The following is a 22,674-nucleotide window of genomic DNA, read 5'->3' as shown; positions in this document are numbered from 1 at the left end:
ATAACAAAGAAAAATATCATGATAGACGCACTCATAGCCGGACGTATTTACGGCCAGGTCGAAGAACGCGCAGGACAAAATGGTTCTGTTTATGTCACCTGCAAGGTGAAGGCATCCACGGATGATGGTGATTTCATCATCTGCAATGTCATCGCCTTCAATGACAAGGTGCGCGAGACTTTACTGACGCTGGGCGATGGCGACAGTTTGTCCTTGTCGGGCGCATTGACACCCAAGGTGTGGACAGACAAACAGGGCAAGTCCAGGCCTGCTCTGGATTTGATTGCCCATGTGGCAATCACAACGCATCTCGATAGCCTGACTTAGTTTTGGCTTTCTCTTCCCCTGCGGTAAGCTAAGTCATTAGCAACCTGGTCGCATGCAATTTAGACAAGAATAAAGTAAAACATCGTTTCCTGTCCCAGGAAAAAGCCACAAGAGTATTTGCTAGCTTCAGGCACGGGCGTACTATTCAACATATATTCATGCTGAGGCTTACTGCATCCAAGGGAAAACATGCCAGTTCCTGTCTACTCATCTCTGCCTTGCCAGCAAGCGTACTTGCGAAGGCTATTCGTGCTGATACTGGTTTGCCTGTTATGCCTGCTCAGCACCATGGTGCAAGCACAAAAACTGAGCATCTACACCGAAGACTGGCCACCCATGAACTTCAAGACCAAGACTGGTATTGATGGCATGGCAGTCGACATGGTCAAGGCTTTGCAGGCGCTGACCGGCAGCAAGGAAAACATACAGCTGGTGCCCTGGGCACGTGGTTATAAAGCAGTGCTGGAAGATGAAAACGTGATGCTGTTCAGCTTGGGCCGCTCGCCAGAGCGCGAAAAACTCATGCATATGCTGGGACCTATCGCCATTTCCAAAACTGCCGTCTACACCCGCAAGGGTGAAGCAGCGAGGCTGAAGGCACTGGATAACGATATCTACAAATTACCGGTCGGCGCTTATCGTGGTAGCATCTTTGCCGACGCAGCCAAAAAGAAAGGCTTCCTCAATCTGGCACAGGCTGACTCGCCTTTGAATTCATCGAAGATGCTGTTTGCCTATCGTTTTGATCTGTGGGTAGAAGGTAGTCTTGCCGTGAATTCCATCTTGCAGGAAAGTGGCCGCACTGCTGCTGACGTAGAAGAAGTCATGGTGCTCGACAGCCTGGAATTGTACCTGGCCTTTTCTTTAAAAACCCCGGCAACAACGATCAGCCTGTGGGAAAACGCCTTGCGGCAAATGAAGAAGGATGGCAGCTTTCAAAAGATCCATCAAAAGTGGCTGCCAGGTGAAGCGCCTCCGCTAGAGGTATTCCGGGTTGAGGGTGGGCATTGAATGCAACATCTGTGGTCACCATCTGCAAACTTATAATTCATGGGCTATGTTGTACTGCTTCAGGTCCTCGCAAAGGATATTTCTCATCATTTCCATTGCCCCAATCCAATTCTGTTTCGACTTGTAAAAGCACTCCCCCTGCTTAGACTTTGCTCTTATCCTACCGCCTTTCATTGCGTGCCATGATAGAGCAGATCTGCAAAAATCAGCCTTCAGCATGGCAATACTGGCCCATTTTTTATCCACATCATGCTGAAAATTTTAAAGAATATAATTTCCGGAAAACCTGTCAATGAAGGTATATCAAGTGTTGTGGAAAACACGGCAGCATCTGCCTTTGCACAAGAGATAGATATCAACAGTGCCAGCAGTATTTTGATCAATGCGTATTGCACATGCGCACAAATACCGGCGCTGAATTTCCCCCATCAATTGAATAGCCTGCGCGATTTACACGACCCTGAAATGCAGGGCCATCTGCAAGGGTTTATCGGCTATGTGCTCAAGCGTGGCGATGGGCAGATGACGCATCAGCGTTATCATGTGATGCGCCATATACAGCGCGTGCAACAGCAAGTCAGTCTGTGGATAGACGAGAGTCAGCTGGATGCTTTTTCTGATTGGGCAGTGGCAGCCAATGCCATCGTATTCATGCAGGATGGCGATATCCGTGACCCCCATGGTTTTGTTTTGCTGGCAGAGACTGACGGCAGTATGGAAACCGGCGCTGCCGTCCCTTATCCTGCGCTGGCCTGGCAAAGAAAAGCACGTACCGATAATTTTTTGACAGATAAAGGCATCGCAGTCCCTGCGCACTTGCCACCACTGGTCAGCGAAAGAGAATTGCAATTGCGCCCAGTTGCAGAAATACTGGGGCGGGCGCTGGCTTTGTACGTGGTTGCCTTGCGCGCCGAATCGGTGGCTACCCATCAGCCTATACCCTCGCATGAATTGACTGAGCGCTTCCCCCAGGTGCATGCCTGGTTATCCCCCAGCGAGCGTGAGTTCCTGGAAACAGAAGAACCTGGGGATAATGTCCTGCCCCAGTTTGCCTGGCGCTATGAATCCTTGTATGTACTGGAATGGGTATTGGGCTTGCAGGATGAATTGGTATTTGCCGATGCAATTTGCGACGTGCCTCTGATCGCCCGCACCATGATGAATCTGGATTTTGAAGGCACACTGGCAAAAGCCAGCACGCGCCCGGCCAGCCAGATACTCGATGCCCTGGACTTGCATTACCGCCTGCACTGGCTGGTACGCCAGACCAGGATGAAGAAAGAGACGCTGCCGCAAGACCTCGATGCTGGCGTCATCTATGAAAGACATTATGCCTTGAACTGGCTGGTGCATTTTGAAAATGCGGCCTGGGATGAGATGGATACGCCTACATGAATCTGATTACCAGGCACACCACCAAATCAGCCATGTGTTACTGGTCATCACCGAATACATACTTACTAACGAAAGTACAACAAATTCTATCGCGATACTCAGGCAAGGCTTGCATTATTGAAATATCATTTCTACAATGATCTTTGTATATCTTGATTAAAATTTAAGGTAATCTGGTCGTCAACAATGATGACATTCATTGTGAGCCTGCTTGCACTGCCAAACTTACTGTCGTCTCAAGTGCAAATTGGTTCTTGGTAAAAGATAGTCATAAGCGCATTTGGGGAGCCAATGGTGCTGACAGAAAGGACGCAGCCAGTGGCAGGCAAGAATTTTGTATTCTTGTCCACGATGCCAGCAACACTTGCCCAGCGCCGCCTTGCGCTGGCGGTGATTCTAGTTTCTACACTGATCTTTGTGGCAGTAGTGCCTTATGCCAAACAGGCGCTGACCAAGGTCTGGGCTTTTATTCCAGCCTACCAGGCTGCGCTGGTTGTCAGCGATCTGGTGACTGCTGTACTCCTCTTTGGTCAATTCGCGATTTTAAAATCCAGAGCCTTACTGATACTGGCCAATGCCTATTTGTTTACTGCAGCCATGGCGGTGGCGCATGCACTGAGTTTTCCTGGCCTGTTTGCTGAACATGGTTTGCTGGGTGCAGGCCCGCAGACCACGGCCTGGATGTATATGCTGTGGCATGGTGGCTTTCCCTTGATCGTGATTGCCTATGCGTTCCATAAAGAACATGCAGGCCAAGTACAAACACATATGCATCCCGGCGCGCTTGTGCTGGCAAGCAGCATCGCCGTGATTGCCGCGGTTTGCGGCTTCACGCTGCTGACCACGGCGGGGCAAGACTATTTGCCCAGGATCATGCAGGGCAACCAGCATACGTCCGTCATGCTCGTCACCGTCTCTTGCGTCTGGGCACTGAGTCTGGTAGCACTACTCTTGCTGTGGCGACGCCAGCCCCGCACCGTGCTCGATTTGTGGTTGATGGTAGTGATGATCTCCTGGTTATTTGATATTGCGCTCTCTGCCGTCCTTAATGGCGGGCGCTTCGACCTGGGCTTTTATGCAGGCCGCATCTATGGCTTACTGGCAGCCAATTTCGTTCTGGTCGTGCTGCTGCTGGAAAATGGCATGCTGTATGTGCGACTGGCACAGGCACATGAAGAATTGCATGAGGCCAAGGACATGGCCGAGCAGGCAACGCAAGCCAAATCCATGTTCCTGGCCAATATGAGCCACGAGATACGCACGCCCATGAATGCCATCATAGGCATGTCTTATCTGGCCCTGAAGACTGAACTCACTGCCAGGCAAGCTGACTATGTCGCCAAGATCCACAATGCAGGCACTTCCTTGCTGGGCATCATCAATGACATACTTGATTTTTCCAAAGTCGAGGCAGGCAAGCTGGACCTGGAAACGGAGGACTTTTCCCTGGATGAAGTACTGGCGCATGTCTCTTCCCTGGTGGCAAAAAAAGCGGCTGACAAGGGTCTGGAATTCCTTATCGATATTGCCCCCGACATCCCTCAGCAACTCGTCGGTGACCAGTTGCGCCTGAGCCAGATACTGGTCAATCTGGTCAACAATGCAGTCAAATTCACTGAACATGGACAAGTAGCTATAGCTTTGCGCAAATTGGAACAGTTTGGTGACAAATTGCAGTTGCGCTTTGAAGTCAGTGATAGCGGCATAGGCATGAATGAGCAACAGCTGGCACGTTTGTTCCAGGCATTTACCCAGGCAGATGGCTCAACCACCCGCAAATATGGTGGCACCGGTTTGGGTTTGATGATAGCCAAGCGCCTGGTTGAACTCATGGGTGGTGTTATACACGTAGACTCTTTGCCTGGGCGCGGTAGCAATTTTAGCTTTGCCATATGGCTGGGCCTGTCAAGCGCGACGCCGCAACAGCGCCAGTCGCTACCTGAAGACTTCAAACGTCTGCGCATGCTGGTCGTGGACGACAATGCTTCGGCACGCGAAATTCTGTCGACCCAGCTCAATGCCCTGGAATTTGCTGTCAGCACCGTCGCTTCCGGGCAAGATGCCATCACAGCAGTACAGCAAGCCGAGCTGGATCATCCCTTCGATGTCGCCTTTATAGATTGGCAAATGCCCGAACTGGATGGCATAGAAACAGCCCGCCGCCTGAAAAGCCTGAGTACCAGGCTACGCATAGTCCTGGTGACCGCTTTTGGCAAAGACGATGTACGCGCCCAAAGCGAGAAGGCAAGAATTAATGCTTTCCTCGTCAAGCCTGTCAGCCAGTCATCACTCCTCGATACCATCCTTGGTTTGTTTGGGCTGCCAGTTGGCATGCCGCCAAAGTCCATGCACTTCCTGGATGCTGCCCCCATACTGCGCGGCGTGAGATTATTGCTGGCAGAAGACAATGAAATCAATCAGCAAATTGCCACAGAATTGCTGGAAAGTGCCGGTGCCCAGATAGATATTGCCAACGATGGCCAGCAAGCAATTGATATGCTCAAGGCAGCAGGCCCGGCAGTGTACGATGCCGTCCTGATGGATGTGCAGATGCCTAAGCTGGATGGCATAGAAGCCGTCAAGTTGATACGTGCAGATGCCCGCTTTAACAGCTTGCCTGTCATTGCCATGACTGCGCACGTCTTGGATGTAGAGCGCGAACGCTGCCTGGCAGCTGGCATGGTTGATCATATTGTCAAACCTATAGACCCGCCATCCATGTTCGAAACCTTGGCGCGCTGGATCAAAGTGGCGGAAACCACCCCCAGTGCAATCGCAATACAGCCAAAGCAAGAAGAGCACAGTATGCTGCCGCATATTGACGGACTGGACCAAGCCTCTGGTTTGCGACATACAGGCGGCAATCCACAACTCTATATAAGCCTGTTACGACACTTTGCTGACAAGGAAGCCGACGCCACAGCACGCCTGACGGCAGCATTGCAAGCCAGCGACCTGCAAACTGCCGAGCGTATCGCGCATACCATGAAGGGACTCGCTGGCTCTACAGGCTTGCACAATCTGCAGGCAGCCGCAACTGCGCTTGAATCTGCGATACGTTCGCGTAGCGAACTTGGCAGTGCAGTCATGAATTTCGATAGCGAATTAACATCTGCACTAAGGGCACTCAATGCAGCCTTGAGCAAAACTGGGCAGCCTCTACACGATACTATTGCAGATACAGATGCCGCGCAGCATTTACACCACTTGCAAACATTGCTGCGGAATAGTGATGGTGAGGCGGTTGCCTATTACCTGGAACACGCAAAAAAAATCTGCAGCTTGTTTATCGATGAAAAGGCCCGTGAATTTGACCGGGCGATCACCAATTTCGATTTCGTTGCTGCCCTGGAGCAATTGCAGTACAACAACACTGAGCCTGCCATTGTTTTGGAGGAACCATGAATACCAAGTACGCCGAAGGTGAGCGTCAGACCTTATTGATCGTCGACGACACACCGGAAAATCTCGCACTGATGACTGGTTTGCTTAAGGATAAGTATGTCGTCAAGGTCGCCAATAGCGGGGAGCGTGCGCTGGAAATCCTTGCCAGCCAGCCCTTGCCAGATTTAGTCTTGCTGGATGTCATGATGCCTGGCATAGGTGGCCTTGAAGTTTGCCGTCAGCTGAAAAGTAACGCAAGGACTGCGGAAACTCCCGTGATCTTCCTTACCTCAATGGGCGACATGGAAGATGAGCAAGCTGGCCTGGACGCAGGTGCAGTTGATTACATCGTCAAACCCATTTCACCTGCCATCGTGCATGCACGAGTGAAGACCCATCTGAAGCTGAAAGCAGCAGCAGATTTTTTAAGCGACAGGAATGCGTTTTTGTCACAGGAAATCATGCGCCGCACCCGTGAAGTGCAAGTCATCCAGGATGTCACCATCATCGCCATGGCATCACTGGCCGAGACACGCGACAATGAGACTGGCAACCACATACGCCGCACCCAGCATTATGTGCGCCTGTTGGCCAAGACCTTGCAATCGCATCCGCGATTTTGTGAAATACTCAGCGACGAAATGATAGAAACGCTATTCAAGTCTGCCCCTTTGCATGATATAGGCAAGGTCGGCATCCCTGACCGTATCTTGCTCAAACCCGGCCAATTGACCCCGGAAGAATTTGAAATCATGAAAACTCATACGGTCCTGGGACGTGACACCATCGCCACCGCAGAAAAGCTGCTGCACACCCCCAGCAGTTTTTTGCGATGTGCGCTTGAGATTGCCCATAGCCATCAAGAGAAATGGGATGGCAGCGGTTATCCCCTGGGTTTGGCGGGAGATGATATCCCCGTCCCGGCACGCCTGATGGCCCTTGCTGACGTGTATGACGCACTCATCTCAAAGCGCGTCTACAAACCAGCTTTCCCACACACTCAGGCGGTAGACATCATCAGGGAAGGCCGTGGACGACACTTCGACCCGGACATGGTCGATGCATTTTTACTCATCAGCGATGAATTTCAAAAGATAGGCAGGCTGTATGCTGACAGTGAGGATGAGGTGGCAAGAAAATCAATTGAGCGATGACACGGGACAATAGCTGTGAACTATGGCCTGCCTGCAGCCGCTCACTATGCTCACAGATATTCTACCAGTTGCCCGCTCACGCTACGCAAACGCTGGCTCATCAGTTTAGCCAGCCTTGCCAGTATATGCACGGCCAGCACCGGCTTTTCCTTGATGATGCGGGTGTAGTGGTCTTTAGTCAGCAAGAGCAGGATACTGGTCTGGGTGGCGGCACAAGTTGCTGAACGCTTTTCACCGTCTATGATGGACATTTCACCGACGATCTTGCCGTGCGTGACCAGGACCATGCGGTGCAGAGCACCATCCTGACCAGTCTTGAGAATTTCAACTTCTCCCTTTACCAGCAAGAACATATAGGTGCCAGATTCACCTTCCTTGAATACCACGGTGCCACTTGAGACTTCATAGCATTGCACATACTCAGCCAGGGCCTGGATATCTTTCCAGTCCAAATCGGCAAATAACTGGGATTCAGCGATCATGTCACAAACTTCACTCTTGAATCCGCTGCCTATCCCCACCAGACGAAAACCGTCCAAAGCGTGATCTGAATTCATTTTGCACTCGCTCTTGTCAACATCTGCAATGACATGGAAATTGTGCCCCATACAGCGACACCTGACTACTCAGTTGAATGGGGATGCATGAATAGTTTATCGCAATCCAGATCACAGCAACAGTGACATGTTGTGACATGCGCGTTATCTGAACTGAGCAAATCTGGGGGCATAGCTTTCCAGTTCCACAATGGCGGCATTGCAAATGAAAGAAACGGTATGATAGTTACCTGTCAGGTTGATGATTTCAAGTATCTGCGCCGAACTGTAATAATGTGTCAATGCCATCCATAAAGCATCGCTGATGCCCGAGCTGTCATGCAATTCATCCACTGCCTTGAACAATAAAATTTCTTTGGCAGGCAACAGGCTAAGATCAGGATCTGCACGCAGACTGGCGGCGATGTCCACCTTCGTCAACCCAGCTTTTTCTGCGAACAAAGCAACATGCACACCCCACTCATATTCTGAACCGCAGCGCGCACAAGTACGCAAGATAATCAATTCACGTTCGCGCAAATCAATGCTGCCCTTATCCAGCAAATTACCGGCAAGCATGCGTTGCAATACTCTCTTGTTATGCGCCTGGGTACGAAATAATTTCAAGGCTGGCATCCCGGGCGGCATGATACGTTCAAACGCCGCGGCGACTTCTGCTTCGTACGGCGGCTCTAGTGGAGCAATTCTGGTCATGGACATCAAGTTCTCCTGGTAAAGATTACGCGGCAACGCTAAGCAGCCACTTGCCCGCTTGTCTATCCCGCAATGTTACAATTCATCAGTCGCTACATTATTAGTAGCATAACGCTACACTTAATGTAGCGCAAGGAGAATATATGACTACACCCAAACCCAGGCAAGCTGTCAGAGGATCACAGAGTGGTCGCCCCATCATGGCCTTACTGGATTTACTGGGCAGGCGCTGGGCATTGCGCATGATCTGGGAGCTGCGTGGCGAACCCCTGAGTTTCCGGCAATTGCGCGACCGCTGCGACGCCATGTCACCCACGGTACTGAACCAGCGCCTGCGCGAACTGCGCGAAACCTGCATCATAGAAATGGCGGCCACGGGCGGTTATTGTCTCAGCCCTTCAGGACTAAGTCTGGTGCAGGCCATGCTGCCTTTGCTGGCCTGGTCGGAGGAGTGGCAGCAGTTGCTGGAAGGTGAAGGATTAGAGGATATCTAGGCAATAGCATGCTGCAGTCCAGTAGGGTTCACCATGCGCACCACTTGCAAATATACTGGCAGTGAAAATGAAGGACTCAGCGCGCCCTGGCCGGCATACCAGATGCCTGGCTCAACGCTGAATTTACCAGTGCAGCACAAGATGAATTACACTAGCGCTTCCATCCTGGAATGAATCCAGGCACCTGCCGTCCTAGTCTGCTCGAATTAATGACCACTCATGTTGAAATCCACACTCTTTGCCACTCTCCTCGCCACCCAGCTAATGATGGCCAATGCCGCTGTCACCGCAGCAGCCGCCAAACCAGACGTGGCAGCCACTGCCTTTCGGGAAGGTAATTTTGCACTGGCTTTCCAGGACTGGAGTCAACGGGCTGAAAATGGCGAGGCAGCAGCACAGCACAATTTGGGCAGCATGTACCTGAGCGGCAAAGGTCCGGACAAAAATGAGGCCAAGGCCATGGCCTGGTTTCGCAAAGCCGCCGAAGCTGGCAATGCCAGTTCACAATTCAACCTGGCAGAAGGCTATCGCCTGGGCCTAGGAGTCGAGAAGGACATGGCGCAAGCCATAACCTGGTATCAAAAAGCGGCCGCACTCGGCATGGCCAGTGCCCAGGTAACACTCGGTATCTGCCATGAAATGGGCATGGGCCTGCCCAAGGATATGGTGCAAGCCACAGCCTTGTACAGGGCTGCAGCGGACCAGCATGAAGCCGAAGCCCAATTCCGTCTGGCGCGTATTTTTGCCCTGGGCCTGGGTACAGAAGTTAATCAGCGTGTCGCCAATATCTATGCCAGTGAGGCCGCTAATCAGGGGCATCCGCAGGCACAAACTTATCTGGCGACCCAATACCTATCCGGCACCAGCATGCCACGCGATGTCAACCTCGCCATCAACTTGCTGGCACAAGCTGCCCGCCAGGGGCATGCCCGCGCCTTTGCCTGGCTGGGCAATATCTATAGCGAAGGCAATGGCGTCACGCCAGACTTACCGCGCGCCTATCTGTATTTCAGCATCGCTGACAAACTTGATGCCGAAAAAGAAATGCAAGACATGCCCAATAAACAAAAACTCGGTCTGGCCTTTCGCCTGAAAACCGAAGACATACAGCAAGCCGTGACTTTGTCGAGTGAATGGCAAATCGGCTCCTGGCCACCCAAGCTGGTCTTGCCTGCCTTGAAAAATGATCAGGCCAAGCCCGATATTTACCAGGGTCAGGTTTATTATTTGAAAAACTAAACAAGAATTTTTCCAGCATGCCAGCTTTATCATACTCAGCGCCAGCACACCTGCATGTCAGCATACGGCGCGGTCTGGCTGCCATGGTCGGCAGTCTGGTATTGGCGATCACAGCGCAGGCACAAACTGCTGCCACTAGTGTCACTAATATCACAGGCATCAATGACGGTCCCTACGCTGTCTACCAGTCACCAGCGCAGCCAGGCAAAGCTGGCCTGGATGTCAGCTGGATCTGCAATGACCAGTTACGCAAGCAAAGCTTTGCCAAGTCCGCCCAGGTCAAACTGCCTGCCCCTTGTGGTTATCCGCTAGTTTTGACGATACGTCCGGCAGAAACCGCCTTCCCGCTCACGATCAAATTCAAGGCAGACAAAGTCGCTGCCATCAGTGATATTCATGGGCAGTTTGAGCTCATGCTCAAACTCTTGCAGGCCAATGGCATCATCAACCAGGAATGGCAATGGACTTTTGGCAAAGGCCACCTCGTCATCGCGGGTGATGTGCTGGACCGCGGCCCCCAGGTCACCGAGGCATTGTGGCTATTGTATGCACTCGAAGCCCAGGCCAGCGCCGCTGGCGGTGCGGTGCATCTGCTACTGGGTAACCATGAAGCCATTTCCATGGCGGGTGACGTGCGTTACCTGAATAAGAAATATGCGAGCGTCGCCCGGCATTTGAATACCAGCTACCAGCAAATGTTTGACAACAGCAGCGTACTGGGTCGCTGGCTGCGCAGCAAGCCCGTCATCCTCCAGGTCAACGACATGCTGTTCATACATGGCGGCCTGCATCCTGATTACGCCAGCCTCAATATGAGTCTGCCACAAATCAATGAAAAGTACCGCGCCACCCTGGGGCTGAGCAAGGCAGAAGTCAAGACTGACGATGTGCTCAGCTGGTTATATGGCAGCGTCGGCCCGCTCTGGTATCGCGGCTATTTCCATGCCCCGGTCTTGCCTGCGAATGATCTCTATAAAGTCCTGCAACAACTCAAGCTCAGCCGCATCGTCGTCGGCCATACCACCATGGATGGTGTGTATTCCCACTACCAGGGCAAAGTCATTTCCATAGACTCAGGCATCAAGGGCGGCGTCAAGGGTGAAATGCTGTTCTGGGAAAAAGGCCAGCTCAGCAAGGCAGGTGTGGATGGGCAAAGAGTGGCGGTGCCGGATGCGCCGGAGAAGCATAAGGATGTGGGGGATTGAAACTTTGCAGTAAAGGTAAAACAGTTTGACAGCTAACTGAACCAACGCAATGCGCCACCACACGTATTGCGTCCCCTGACTCACCCCAGCAACACCCTCTTCACCACCGCACAAATCTCATCCACATCTCCCACTGTCAAACCTACATGCAAAGGCAGGGTCACTGTCTCGTGGGCGATGCGTTCCGCATTCGGGAACATGCCCTCGCGATAGCCAAAACTTTTGCCCACGGTAGTCAGGTGGCAGACTTCATAAGAGACACCCGTACCTATGCCCGCCTCATGCAGGGCGGCGCGGAAACTGCTGCGGGTAAGGCCAAAGTTTTCATACGGGATGAGGATGCAGAACATACCCCAGGTCTGCCCGGGCTGGCCTTGCGGTGGTAATATGACGCCAGGAATTTGCGGGAAGCTGGTGAAATAACGCTCGGCCAATACCTCGCGCTGTGCCATGAATTCGTCGAACTGGGTCAACTGGTGCAGGCCTATTACAGCAGAAACGTCTGACATATTGAATTTGCCGCTGGCCTCTACCACATCACGGGTCTGGTCTGGCAATTTGCTGATGCCGTGAAAGCGCAGGATATCTACGCGTTGCGCTTCTGCCTCATCATTGACGACGATGGCACCGCCTTCTATCGTGGTCATGTTTTTATTTGGGTGGAAGCTGAAGATGGCAATATCACCAAATGAACCTACCGGCTGGCCCTGCCATTTGGAACCCTGTACCAGGGCAGCATCCTCGATCACGCGTAGCTGATATTTTTTTGCCAGTGCATATAGCGCATCCATGTCACCCAATGCGCCAGGAAAATGCGTGGGCATGATGGCCCTGGTCCTGGGTGTGATGGCGGCTTCAACCTGGGCCAGATCGATAGCACGGGTGACCAGATCGCAATCAACAAAGACAGGCTTGGCACCGCATTTGACGATCATGTTCATGGCAGAGAAAAAAGTCTGTGCAGAAGTGATGACTTCATCACCCTCGCCAATATCGCACAGTGCCAGTGCCACTTCCATCGCACCGGTGGCCGAGGTCAGCAGCCTGGTCGGGCGATTACCAAAGGTCTGCGAGAGTGCCTGCTCCAGTTCGACGACCTTGGGGCCGGTCGTAATCCAGTTGGAACGCAGCACCTCGACCACGGCCTGTATGCTGGCTTCGGACAATTGTGGCTGGGCGAACTTGCGGTAAGCTGATGTCATGGCAAATGAGTGTGCAAAAAAATGGAATGCCCATTGTAGCGCAAGAATTTCCCTCGCACGCTGACCAGCAGCGCGCCGCAGGCGTCAAGGCTCGGGCCTGGCCCATTTTCTTTCTATCGCTGCATACGCGCCATTCGCCCGTATCAGGCGCAAGCCCTGATCCAGAGCATTAGCGTAGCGGGCAGATTCTGGCCGCAGTTTGGAAAAACTGACGTAAAGATAATCTTCCACCAGGATACCTACTTGCTGGATAGCCCCTTTGAATTCATCTGGATGGGTGCTGGTCAGATAGTCTGCCACACGGGTATAGATGAGGGAATAATCAGAGCGCCCCAAGATTAGCTTGCGCAGATTGGACAAATCATTCGGGGCAGATTCGCGGACGATGCGGGTGTCTTTTTCAAATGCCGTACCATAGGTGTAGCCATGAGTGACGCCGATGACGTATTTGTGCAATTCCAGCACATTGATTTTGTTGACCCTGCTTTGCGCGCTGTCGGTCCTGGCGTAAATGCCGACACTGGCCTTGAAGATGGCTTCTTTGTGGAAGATAAAATCGGGTTCCAGCTTGGCATCTTTGAGGCTGTCAAAACAGCCCAGTTCTTGCCCGCTTTGTACCAGCATCAGGCAGCGTGAATAGGGAGTGGAGATGAATTTGACGTCGATCTTGACGGCAGCATAGGCGGCCTTGATGACATCAACCGCGAAGCCACGATTTTGCTCATTCTTGACGGCAGAGTAGGGATACCAGCTATCTTCTCCCACCAGCGTAATCGTCTCAGCCTGGCTGTGAAGAGCGAACATACAGCACAATAAAATGCTGATGAGTCTATAAATAATTTTATGGGCGACTGCTATGGGCATGCTATTTTTTAACCTGGATACCACTCTTGCCAGTGTGCCATATATTTTCCATGGGAATGCAAATTTAACTTAGGAGCTGAAGGCTAATACCAGTCAAGCTATGCATGTGGATATACGTATATATTCGTTTTATTATAGATATATTCTTGATATTTTCCGGTCTTCCAACATTATTCGAGAAGACTTATGTATAACAACACCTGTTCACGCAAGCCTGCGCTGAAACCCATCGCTGCTTGTCTTTTGGCGCTTTTTTACAGCCAGACCGTCAGCAACAATGCCTATGCCCAAACCACAGATGGTAAACCGGAAGCTGTGGTCATCACTGGTTCTCGCATTCCGCGGGCCAGTCTGGAAGGCCCGACAGCCATCACTGTCATTACCGGAGAAGAAATCACCAGACAAGGCTACAAGAATGTCTATGACGCCCTCAACAATGCAGTGCAAAACTCTGGCTTTACTCAGGGCGAGGACTTTGGCAATACCTTTACACCGTCAGCCAATACCATCAGTTTGCGCGGCCTGGGGCCAAATCATACGCTGATACTGTTGGATGGCAGGCGCATGGCCGATTTCCCTATCGCTTATGAAGGGACGGTGAACTTTACCAATCTGGCCAATATCCCGTCTAACATTGTTGAGCGTATCGAAATTTTGAATGGCGGCGCATCGGCGATTTATGGCTCGGATGCGATTGCCGGTGTGGTTAACATCATCCTGAAAAAAGACAGCCAGGGTTATAACCTGAATGTCAAAATCGGTGATACTGATCGTGGCGGCGGCAGCAACAAGCGCGTACAGTTTTCAGGCACAGCCAACGTCGATAAGTTGCGCAGCCTGTTCAGCCTGGAATACAGCGAACGCGAACCCCTGCGTGCCACCCAGCGTGATTTCATGGCAAGCCGCAGCACGCCCAGTGGTACACTGATACGCAAAGACATGAAAACGAGCAAATACCTGGATCTGGGAGACGCCTGTAGCCAGCTAGCCGATCTGTTTGAAGGCACACAAATCAGCTATAAAACCAGCAAAGGCAGCTACTGCGCCAGCCCACGCGTGAGCCCCATGCACTGGTCAGTGCAAACCAAGAACCAGAGTCTGAATTTATTCTCCAGCAGCAATCTGGATTTAAATGCTGACACCACCTTGTTTGCCGACATTTTGCTGGGCAAGAACAAGACAGAAAACGATACCCGTTCCCCCAGTTGGACATCCTCGGCTACCAACCAGAGCTATTTCTGGAACAAGAACAGCAATGCCTATGAAGCCTGGAGCAAGGTGCTTGCACCAGAAGAAATCAATGGTGTGAACCGTTTTAACCGCATCTGGGATGATCTCTCGGTTGGTGTCAATCTGGGCGTCAAGGGTGTCATCCCCGGCACGCAATGGAATTATGAGGCCGCCTATAGCGCCTCGGGCTACCGCAGCGAGAACGTGGTGCCACGTTCCCTGGCCAATATAGACCAGTTCTTCCTGGGACCAAAACTTGGTCTGGACAAGGCAGGCATCGCCATCTATGCGCCGGACATCAAGCGCTTGACACAAAGACTGACGCCTGCAGAATACGATCAAATCATCGGCACATCACGCAGCTCAGACAGCTCGCGTACGCAAACCCTGAACCTGGCCGTGAATACAGAACTCTGGAAACTGCCCGCAGGTACAGTCAAAACTGCCGGTATCGCCGAGATAGGCCGCCAGAGTTTTGATAACCTGCCCGACCCCAGAATCAATCAGGGTCTCTTCAATACCGTCACCAAGTCAGACGATGTACATGGTTCACGCCAGCGTTATGCCCTCGGTGCAGAAGTCTATGTACCCGTCCTGAAAGAAGTCACGGCCAGCCTGGCTGGTCGCTATGATAATTACCAGTTCGCAGGTCGCAAGGATGGCAAGCTGACCTATAACGGCGGCCTGGAGATTCGCCCTACGACAGAATTGCTGCTGCGTGCCAACTATGCCACCAGCTTCCGTGCACCGGATATGAATTACATCTTCAAGTCGCGTGGCACTGGTTATTATTCCAGCACCACGGATTATTATCGCTGCAAGACCCTGGGCCAGGAACTCAAGGATTGTGATTATGCGAATTATTCGCCAGGAGCTAATTACGTGCAATTCGGCAGCCCTGATCTGAAGTCAGAAAAAGGCAAATCCTTTGGTCTTGGTGTAGTCTGGTCACCAAATAATCAATTCGATGTCTCGCTCGACTACTGGAATATCAAGATCAGTGACATGGTGGTCAACCTGAGTTCAGATCAGCTATTGCGCGATGAAGCCGATTGCCGCACCGGCAAACGCGACATTAACTCCAGCCAGTGTGCTGACACCATCAACCGCATCAAACGTTATCCAAATGATGCGCTCAGCCATGCTGGCGAGATACAGGAAATTTGGGTCAACCCCATCAATGCCGCTTATCAGGCTACCAGCGGCATAGACATCAGTGGCAAATATCAATTGAAAACCACTGACTATGGCAATTTTAATATCAAGGCCAATTACAGCAAGGTCTTGAGTAAAAAATCCAAGCAATTTGAAGGTGATGCCCTGTTTGATGACCTGGCAGATCTTGGCAATAGCGACTGGCGCGACAAACTCATCACCAGTGTCAACTGGAACAAGGGTGACTGGTCAAATACCCTGACTGTGACACGCTACGGCAAGATACCTAGCGGTTCTGGCAAGTACTATCTTTCACCTACTGGCATCGCCAACTGGAGCACGGTATATCAGGCAAGTAAAAACCTGACTGTCTCTGTCATCGTCAACAATGTCTTTAACAAGATCAAGTACGACGAGAGCGGTGGTTGGCCAAATTACCCTATTGGCTCTTTCAATCCATTTGGCCGCCAGGGTTGGGTGGAAGTGAACTACAAGTTTGGAGCTTGATAGTCTAAGCCGGATTTCATTCTCTCCCTACCGGGGGAGAATGAAGAATGAACAACAGATAGATAGCAGGGTGCGCTGCGCGCGCCTTTTTTTGGTCTATATGAAAGCCTAGTGTGCACGCCCCCCCCATCAATCCAAAAAATTCACCCGCGCAAACTTGGCTCTGAAGTCCTCAGGCATTTCCACCACGCGTCCAGCGCGATAATCAAAAAATACAAAGCCTGACTTTGCCATGGCAATCAGGGTCTGATCGGCTGGCCGGGTGATGCGGAAAGTAATATCGCCACCGTATTTATTAAAATCCATGACACCAACCTCAAACAAGAGTTGGTCACGCGCATGGGCCTCGGCCTTGTAGGTGGTGGCCAGGTCAGTAACTATGATGCCGCTGCCACCAGCGGCAGTTTCGCGTATGCCAAAGTCATACAGAAAGCGTGCGCGGGCTTCAGAAATCATGGAGATCATGGAATCATTGCCCAGATGGTTGGCGCCATTGATATCGGTCACGCGCACGGTCAACTGGGTAGAAAAATAGTATTGATCTTCAGGGAAATGTAATTGCAGACGGGCCATGATAATGAAAGAAAATACGCGATAAAAGCCTCATTTTACCGTGTTTACAAGCTTCCCCCGTTTCAGCGTGGAGTGGCTGGCAACTACATTTGGAAACAAGCATTCTTCATTATCCATACCTTTGTATAGTGAACAGGGAGTCCAGCGCATGTTAACTTTACATAACTGTCAGCAAACAAGAAAAGCTGAACAGTATTACCGGATTATCTGGCGCTATAGCGCTGTAAACATGTATACGTGAGGAAGACAAAGTGAGCGACAAACCAAAATTGAATCTGGCAGAACGCCGTGCCGTAGCCGACTACAAAGAAAGCACTTTCGCCAAGAAACTGGAAGACCTGCAAGGTGCTGCCGGTTTCCCGGTAGAAGTAGAGGTAGACTGGGAAAGCATGGCAGTATCCGGTCAGCAGGATTTTTATAGCCGTGAAGATTACTGGACCAATATTTTCTTTACTCCAACTGCCAAGGCCCTGGGTGAAGTCACCGCTGATGCAATGGGCAAGGAAGCTCTCACTGCAGAACTGAAAGCCATCAAGTTCCACTACGATGAAGCAACTGCGCCATCGATGGCATTTGAAAACGGCGTGAAATTTGAAGAAGGTGTCCTGACGATCAATTTCAAACCTTTCAGCAATGCTGATTACATTGATGATCGCGCAAAGGCGATCAGGTCTACACTGGAAGCGGCACTGTAATACCAGTTTGATTCAGCTGTAGCACAAGATAAGAAGAAGACCTGCAAGATATTGCAGGTCTTTTTTGTTATCAGTCCAGGACAGGCACACCCAATGCCACTGAGGCGCTCTGTATCAGACCATTCCTGATTTCATAAATGGCAATCATTTCCACACGACCAGTGCCTTCAGGAAAAGTGCGTGTGACGTCTTCATGATCAATGACGATATGGCCTATCACTTCGCGGCGTAACAGCCTGGCATGCAGGTTTGGCTCGGCAAAGCGCACCGCCATGCGCGGGCGGATTTCTGCATGGCCACTGGCCAGCAGCTTGCCCGGGAACTCGAACTGCTGGGCGTCGACTGCATAGGTCTTGAGTATGGCTTCGACATCGCGGGCATTGTAGGCATCTAGCTGGGCTTGCACGACGGCTTCGGGTGTAGGGTCAGTTGTGAGTGTCATCGATGTTTCCAAATTTTATTCAAGAAAATACCAGGCTGACTGGTGTGGTTTCTACGCTCAGGTCGGCATCAGGCAAATTTTTTGCGACGGCTTCTACTGTAGTATGGTTCAGCAAAGCCGCCAACACTGCGGCATGTGGCTCGGCCCAGATACCGCTATAGTCTTGTTCACCAGACTGGGTGATGGCAAAAGCCAGTTGCTCTTGCGGTGGGCAAAACTCTGCCTGCACACCTGGCTTGTTACCACGTGCATCCAACCTGTACCAACCATGTTCAGACAGATAAACTGCGTTCAAGCCATGCAGGCAAAATGGCGGTTCATTAGCGATGGTCAGGCGCTGATAGCATAATCCGGCGGGGATGCCATTGGCGCGCAACAGTGCCGCCAGCAAGTGGCTCTTGGCATAGCAATATCCCGTGCCATATGCCAGCACATCAGAAGCCTTGCAGGTTACCGGGTTTTGCCGGTAATCCCAGCTATGCCTGATCTTGTCACGCACAAAATAAAAGCAACGGCGCGCAATCTCTGTCTGATCGTCACTAGCTTCAGCCAAAAACCGTGCTTGTGACAAAACGGCAGGATGCTGCCAATCTATATAGATGCTGCTTGCCAGAAATTCTTCCATATACCTTTCCCTTGAATGCGTACTGAATTGCGTCATACTTTATAAGCCATGCCCACCGAAGCAGGTGCTGTGTGCTTGAAACCAAATTGTGCATACAGGTCTTGTGCCGGGCCATCCGCAATCAGGCTGACGTAGGCAGACTCGGGCGCGTGCTGCTGCAGGTACTCCATGATTTTTACCATGATCATCTTGCCCAGGCCCCTGCCCTGATGCTCGGGCAACACGGCAATATCGACGACCTGATATGCCGTGCCGCCATCACCTATCACACGCCCCATACCTACGGCCTGTCCACCCAGCATGATCTGCACAGAAAATAAACTGGCAGGCAAACCACGTGCAGCAGCCTCTGCCGTCTTGGCACTTAAACCTGCCGCCTGGCGCAAGTGACAGTAAGTCGCCACGTCGGGTATGGCAGCGATGGGCTGGTAATTGTTGATAATCTGTTTGTCAGTCATATGCATGATTCAAAAAATGAATACAGAAATTTATCACATATGTAGAAATGTGATACTCAACCTACCCGAAGACTGCCCAATTGAAGTACATGCTGCACTCATTTCTCATCCAAGTTTTAAAGGCATCTGCATTTCAGCCTCCGTTTCAAAACGAGCACCGTCGTCAGTAAAGTTATCCAGGTCAGTGCTATTGATGACAGCCCTGTCATCATGACGACCAATACACCACATCCTTATATTGAAAACCAGGCTGGCGTACTGGTTGATGCCGGCCTGACGCTGCACGACGTTGATAGTGCCACACTGGCATCAGCGACCTTATATATGAATGCTGGCTACTATAAAGCTGGTGAAGATATTCTGATGTTCAACAACAATCATCAGAACATGGGCAATATCACTGCCAGCAGCTTTGACCAGACGACTGGCATCATGCACCTGGTTTCTGAAGGTGCCACCGCTACTGTCGCAGAGTGGCAAAATGCCTTGCGCTCGGTTCAATACACCAACTTGTCCGAGGCCCCTGTTTCCAGCAACTACCGTGCCGTAAGATTTGTTGTCAACGACGGTCATAGTGATTCCTATCTAGAGAACACTCCCTACACCAGTTATCAATATTTGCAAGTGATTGCAGTTAATGATGCACCTGTCATTCATGCTCCTGGTAACTTTACTGTCACGGAAGACCAAAGCAGTGTGCTCAGGGGCTTTAGTTTCAGCGATGTAATGCCTTAGATTACCCAGTCACAGCAACACTCAGGGCTTCGTCTGGCATTCTCAACGCCAGCACTTCGTCAGGTGTGACAGTGACAGGTTCTGGTACTTCGACATTAAAGCTCGATGGTCCGATTGAATATATTAATAGCTTCATTGCTGCCAATAAACTCAGTTTCACATCGGCACTGCATGATCATACGGATGTCACATTGAATATGATGATTGATGATAATGGTTATTGGTATACAAGCGATGACCAGAATCCGGTACATTTAACCGACCAGAAAACTGCCACCATCAAAGTCACGCATATCAACCAGGTGCCCGTCATTACAAGCTCTACGGGTGCTGTGCAATTTGTCGAAGGCAATAATACACCTTCTGCTGCGGTCAAAATCGATACTGCATTGACTTTAACGGATGCAGACAATACCAACCTCTCCAGCGCCACTGTCGCTCAGTGGCAAGCTGCCCTGCGAGCTGTCAGCTATACAAATAGTTCCGAGACACCTGATACCAGCACTCGCGACATCAGTTACAGTGCCAATGATGACAGCAATACCAGCGCAGTCGTCAATAAGCAAGTCGCAGTCACTGCAATCAATGATTGCTCCCCTGTTACATAATGTACCGACAGCCGTCTCCATAGAAAGCATCAAATCTCTGTTTTCTGAAGTCAGTGTGACAGATGCTGATGGCAACTATGGCACGCTGAGCATACAATTGGCTACACCCAAGGCTGGTAGTCTGCTGGAACTGGGAATAGTCACCGGCAGTCATTACGATGCACAGACTGGTTTTTACCAGATCAGTGGCAGTCTCACCAACCTGGAAACTGCCTTGCATCAACTGGCATTCATTCCTGCCGAGGGACACTTCACACTTGGTTCAGGTGAGGACATGGCCATCACCCTGACCATCACTGACAGCGACCGCGCCAGTATGGTGTACAACCTGTACACATATAGTCGCCGAGACTGCGGGCAAGCCTGTGAAATTGCAAACGACTATAGAGGATGATGTGTATTCAACTAGCACTGCTGCACACACAGTAGAACTAGTAGGCGTGCTAATGCATGACAGTTTGATCTAAGCAATTAGCAATAGACAGATCGACACTATTAGCACAAGTGTCGATCTGCAAAAACCCGGGGAAGCAGTTTCATGCCTATTACTGAAGAGTAGTGTTTATTCGGCTGCTTCTACAAAATTAAGCTCTATGCCATTGCCTTCAGGATCACTGAAAAACACCTGATGTTGCGTGGCAAAACCAGCCGATGCGTCCACTGTCGCATGGCGATAAGGGATATTGCCTGCCTTTAGTATCGCCAGCATGGCGGGTAAATCAGTACAGGTAAAGGCAACATGGTCAAAACCTGTTTTCAAAACAGTCTGACGCTCTTCGCCAGGGCGGTTCTCGGATAAATGCAAGACATCGCGGTCACCGGCATATAGCCAATAACCGAAACTTTTCAGGGGACGTGGCCCTGCTGTCAGGCCGACATAGCGTACATAAAAATCCCTGAGTGTTTCCAGGGTGGCGCGGTCACCGCGCAGATTGTAATGACCAAGTGCAATGGCAGGCATGTGCTATTACTTTCTACTCTATGTTCTTTATTTAAGCCAGCCGCGCCGGCGGAAGTACCAGAATGGCGTGATCGCCGAAGCCAGCATCAAAGCCAGTGCAAACGGATAACCCAGTTGCCAGTCCAGCTCTGGGAACCAGCCCTTGAAGTTCATGCCATAGATACTGGCGATCAGGGTAGGCGGCAAGAACGCTACGCTGGCGACCGAGAATATCTTGATGATTTTATTCTGATTGATGTTAATGAAACCGACGGTGGCATCCATCAGGAAGTTGATCTTGTCGAACAGGAAGGAAGTATGACCATCGAGTGATTCTATATCCCGCAAAATCTGGCGTGCCTCTTCAAACTGATCCGCATTCAAGAGGCGGCCACGCATCAAAAAGCTGACGGCACGGCGGGTATCCATCATATTGCGGCGTATGCGACCATTCAAATCTTCTTCGACGGCGATAGAGTTCAGGGCAGCAGCGGCATCCTGATCGCTAAAGTCTTTTTGCAGTACGCTGCGGCTGACATCTTCCAGGTTTTGATAGATACCTTCGAGCGCATCGGCAGAATACTCAGCATCGGTCGCATACAGGTCCAGCAGCACATCCTTGTAATCGGCAATCGAACCTGGTCGTGACCTGGCACGCATGCGCACCAGACGGAATACCGGCAGGTCTATGGTATGCACAGAAAATAAAATATCGCGTGCCAGGATAAAAGCCACCGTTACCGTGCGTGCCGGTTCATCGTCATCGTCGATCAAAAAATCAGTGCGCAGATGCAGGTCACCATTGTCGGCTTCATAATAACGCGCTGAAGCTTCAATATCCTTGACTTCGTCTTCCCCCGGCAAAGTCACACCATAGATACTCTTTACCCATTCGCGTTCTTCTTCATTGGGGTCGGTCAGATCGACCCAGATAGGCAGGGTATTTTCAAGATCAGCGCGGTTTTCCACATTGATCTGGCTCAGGCGGCCGTTATGCAAGACGAAGACATTAATCATAGGCAAATTCCGGGAAAGCAAAGTCTTTGGTTTTGCTGGATTGTAAACCTGTTTTCACTCTATAGGCGCAGTGAGAGGAGATTTTAATTGCAGGCTCGCATCGTGCCCTACCTGACAATACAGAGAAACACGGTCAGTAAATAAAGTCAGCAGCGCTTATGATG

23 protein-coding genes are annotated in these 22,674 nt (G+C 51.0%); 13 read left to right on the top strand and 10 right to left on the bottom strand.

Going from position 1 to position 22,674, the window contains the following annotated elements; translation table 11 throughout:
* Positions 1–18 precede the first annotated feature (18 nt).
* The 5 genes from ACO0LC_RS24050 to ACO0LC_RS24030 all read left to right on the top strand — a co-directional run bounded on the left by ACO0LC_RS24050 (position 19) and on the right by ACO0LC_RS24030 (position 7,271).
* Complete coding sequence (locus ACO0LC_RS24050; RefSeq protein ID WP_423007908.1) at positions 19–327, top strand: single-stranded DNA-binding protein; 309 nt, start codon at positions 19–21, stop codon at positions 325–327.
* 189 nt (positions 328–516) lie between these two features.
* A complete protein-coding gene (locus ACO0LC_RS24045; protein ID WP_423007906.1) occupies positions 517–1,338 on the top strand; it encodes a substrate-binding periplasmic protein in 822 nt (273 codons plus the stop codon).
* A gap of 249 nt (positions 1,339–1,587) precedes the next feature.
* Positions 1,588–2,733, top strand: coding sequence for a DUF4272 domain-containing protein (locus ACO0LC_RS24040; RefSeq protein WP_423007904.1), 1,146 nt, complete (start codon positions 1,588–1,590; stop codon positions 2,731–2,733).
* 294 nt (positions 2,734–3,027) lie between these two features.
* On the top strand, positions 3,028–6,138 hold the full coding sequence (locus tag ACO0LC_RS24035) for a response regulator (RefSeq protein ID WP_423007902.1): 3,111 nt from the start codon (positions 3,028–3,030) through the stop codon (positions 6,136–6,138).
* Positions 6,135–7,271, top strand: coding sequence for an HD domain-containing phosphohydrolase (locus ACO0LC_RS24030; protein WP_423007900.1), 1,137 nt, complete (start codon positions 6,135–6,137; stop codon positions 7,269–7,271). Before ACO0LC_RS24035 ends, ACO0LC_RS24030 begins: the two co-directional genes overlap by 4 nt.
* Before the next feature lie 50 nt (positions 7,272–7,321).
* On the opposite strand, the gene ACO0LC_RS24025 is transcribed toward ACO0LC_RS24030, so the two are convergent.
* Complete coding sequence (locus tag ACO0LC_RS24025) at positions 7,322–7,828, bottom strand: Crp/Fnr family transcriptional regulator (protein WP_423007898.1); 507 nt, start codon at positions 7,826–7,828, stop codon at positions 7,322–7,324.
* A gap of 144 nt (positions 7,829–7,972) precedes the next feature.
* Positions 7,973–8,527 carry a carboxymuconolactone decarboxylase family protein gene (locus ACO0LC_RS24020; protein WP_423007896.1) on the bottom strand — a complete coding sequence of 185 codons (555 nt, stop codon included), beginning with the start codon at positions 8,525–8,527 and terminating at the stop codon, positions 7,973–7,975.
* 137 nt (positions 8,528–8,664) lie between these two features.
* Between ACO0LC_RS24020 and ACO0LC_RS24015 the strand changes: the two genes are divergently transcribed.
* The 3 genes from ACO0LC_RS24015 (at position 8,665) to ACO0LC_RS24005 (ending at position 11,459) form a co-directional block, all read left to right on the top strand.
* Positions 8,665–9,015 (top strand): winged helix-turn-helix transcriptional regulator, encoded by a 351-nt coding sequence (locus ACO0LC_RS24015; protein ID WP_423007894.1) that lies wholly within the window; start codon positions 8,665–8,667, stop codon positions 9,013–9,015.
* Positions 9,016–9,234: 219 nt separating this feature from the next.
* A complete protein-coding gene (locus tag ACO0LC_RS24010; RefSeq protein WP_423007892.1) occupies positions 9,235–10,254 on the top strand; it encodes a tetratricopeptide repeat protein in 1,020 nt (339 codons plus the stop codon).
* A 17-nt stretch (positions 10,255–10,271) separates the two neighbouring features.
* On the top strand, positions 10,272–11,459 hold the full coding sequence (locus ACO0LC_RS24005) for a metallophosphoesterase (RefSeq protein WP_423007890.1): 1,188 nt from the start codon (positions 10,272–10,274) through the stop codon (positions 11,457–11,459).
* Positions 11,460–11,539: 80 nt separating this feature from the next.
* Here ACO0LC_RS24005 and ACO0LC_RS24000 read toward each other — a convergent pair whose 3' ends face one another.
* Together ACO0LC_RS24000 and ACO0LC_RS23995 are read right to left on the bottom strand one after the other, a co-directional pair.
* Positions 11,540–12,661: a DegT/DnrJ/EryC1/StrS family aminotransferase gene (locus tag ACO0LC_RS24000; protein ID WP_423007888.1), complete on the bottom strand. Its 1,122-nt coding sequence runs from the start codon at positions 12,659–12,661 to the stop codon at positions 11,540–11,542.
* Between the two features lie 84 nt (positions 12,662–12,745).
* Positions 12,746–13,465, bottom strand: coding sequence for a substrate-binding periplasmic protein (locus tag ACO0LC_RS23995; protein ID WP_423007886.1), 720 nt, complete (start codon positions 13,463–13,465; stop codon positions 12,746–12,748).
* A 246-nt stretch (positions 13,466–13,711) separates the two neighbouring features.
* Between ACO0LC_RS23995 and ACO0LC_RS23990 the strand changes: the two genes are divergently transcribed.
* Positions 13,712–16,417: a TonB-dependent receptor plug domain-containing protein gene (locus tag ACO0LC_RS23990; RefSeq protein WP_423007884.1), complete on the top strand. Its 2,706-nt coding sequence runs from the start codon at positions 13,712–13,714 to the stop codon at positions 16,415–16,417.
* Between the two features lie 129 nt (positions 16,418–16,546).
* Here ACO0LC_RS23990 and ACO0LC_RS23985 read toward each other — a convergent pair whose 3' ends face one another.
* Positions 16,547–16,990 (bottom strand): thioesterase family protein, encoded by a 444-nt coding sequence (locus tag ACO0LC_RS23985; protein ID WP_423007882.1) that lies wholly within the window; start codon positions 16,988–16,990, stop codon positions 16,547–16,549.
* A 251-nt stretch (positions 16,991–17,241) separates the two neighbouring features.
* On the opposite strand from ACO0LC_RS23985, the gene ACO0LC_RS23980 reads away from it, so the two are divergent.
* Positions 17,242–17,685, top strand: coding sequence for a hypothetical protein (locus ACO0LC_RS23980; protein WP_423007880.1), 444 nt, complete (start codon positions 17,242–17,244; stop codon positions 17,683–17,685).
* A gap of 70 nt (positions 17,686–17,755) precedes the next feature.
* Here ACO0LC_RS23980 and ACO0LC_RS23975 read toward each other — a convergent pair whose 3' ends face one another.
* The 3 genes from ACO0LC_RS23975 to ACO0LC_RS23965 are packed head-to-tail and all read right to left on the bottom strand — an operon-like array spanning position 17,756 to position 19,210.
* A complete protein-coding gene (locus ACO0LC_RS23975) occupies positions 17,756–18,127 on the bottom strand; it encodes a nuclear transport factor 2 family protein (RefSeq protein WP_423007878.1) in 372 nt (123 codons plus the stop codon).
* Positions 18,128–18,146: 19 nt separating this feature from the next.
* A complete protein-coding gene (locus ACO0LC_RS23970) occupies positions 18,147–18,752 on the bottom strand; it encodes a transglutaminase-like domain-containing protein (protein WP_423007876.1) in 606 nt (201 codons plus the stop codon).
* A 32-nt stretch (positions 18,753–18,784) separates the two neighbouring features.
* A complete protein-coding gene (locus ACO0LC_RS23965) occupies positions 18,785–19,210 on the bottom strand; it encodes a GNAT family N-acetyltransferase (RefSeq protein WP_423007874.1) in 426 nt (141 codons plus the stop codon).
* A gap of 210 nt (positions 19,211–19,420) precedes the next feature.
* Here ACO0LC_RS23965 and ACO0LC_RS23960 point away from each other — a divergent pair, with 210 nt between their 5' ends.
* From ACO0LC_RS23960 to ACO0LC_RS23950, 3 genes are all read left to right on the top strand, one after another.
* Positions 19,421–19,945 (top strand): hypothetical protein, encoded by a 525-nt coding sequence (locus tag ACO0LC_RS23960; protein ID WP_423007872.1) that lies wholly within the window; start codon positions 19,421–19,423, stop codon positions 19,943–19,945.
* A 71-nt stretch (positions 19,946–20,016) separates the two neighbouring features.
* Complete coding sequence (locus ACO0LC_RS23955) at positions 20,017–20,553, top strand: hypothetical protein (protein ID WP_423007870.1); 537 nt, start codon at positions 20,017–20,019, stop codon at positions 20,551–20,553.
* Entirely contained in the window at positions 20,531–20,947 is a 417-nt protein-coding gene (locus ACO0LC_RS23950) for a hypothetical protein (RefSeq protein WP_423007868.1), read from the top strand. The genes ACO0LC_RS23955 and ACO0LC_RS23950 overlap by 23 nt, the downstream gene beginning before the upstream one ends.
* 168 nt (positions 20,948–21,115) lie before the next feature.
* Here the strand turns inward: ACO0LC_RS23950 and ACO0LC_RS23945 are convergent, their stop codons facing one another.
* Together ACO0LC_RS23945 and corA are read right to left on the bottom strand one after the other, a co-directional pair.
* Positions 21,116–21,514 carry a VOC family protein gene (locus ACO0LC_RS23945; RefSeq protein ID WP_423007866.1) on the bottom strand — a complete coding sequence of 133 codons (399 nt, stop codon included), beginning with the start codon at positions 21,512–21,514 and terminating at the stop codon, positions 21,116–21,118.
* A gap of 27 nt (positions 21,515–21,541) precedes the next feature.
* The gene (corA, locus tag ACO0LC_RS23940) at positions 21,542–22,510 is read right to left on the bottom strand and encodes a magnesium/cobalt transporter CorA (RefSeq protein WP_423007864.1); all 969 of its coding nucleotides are present in this window, start codon (positions 22,508–22,510) and stop codon (positions 21,542–21,544) included.
* Positions 22,511–22,674: the final 164 nt, after the last annotated feature.

Origin of the sequence: Undibacterium sp. JH2W (assembly GCF_049340425.1) — a bacterium.
Taxonomy (GTDB): domain Bacteria; phylum Pseudomonadota; class Gammaproteobacteria; order Burkholderiales; family Burkholderiaceae_D; genus Undibacterium.
The sequence above is the reverse complement of the archived record's forward strand: the minus strand, read 5'-3'. Positions and strand labels throughout refer to the sequence as shown.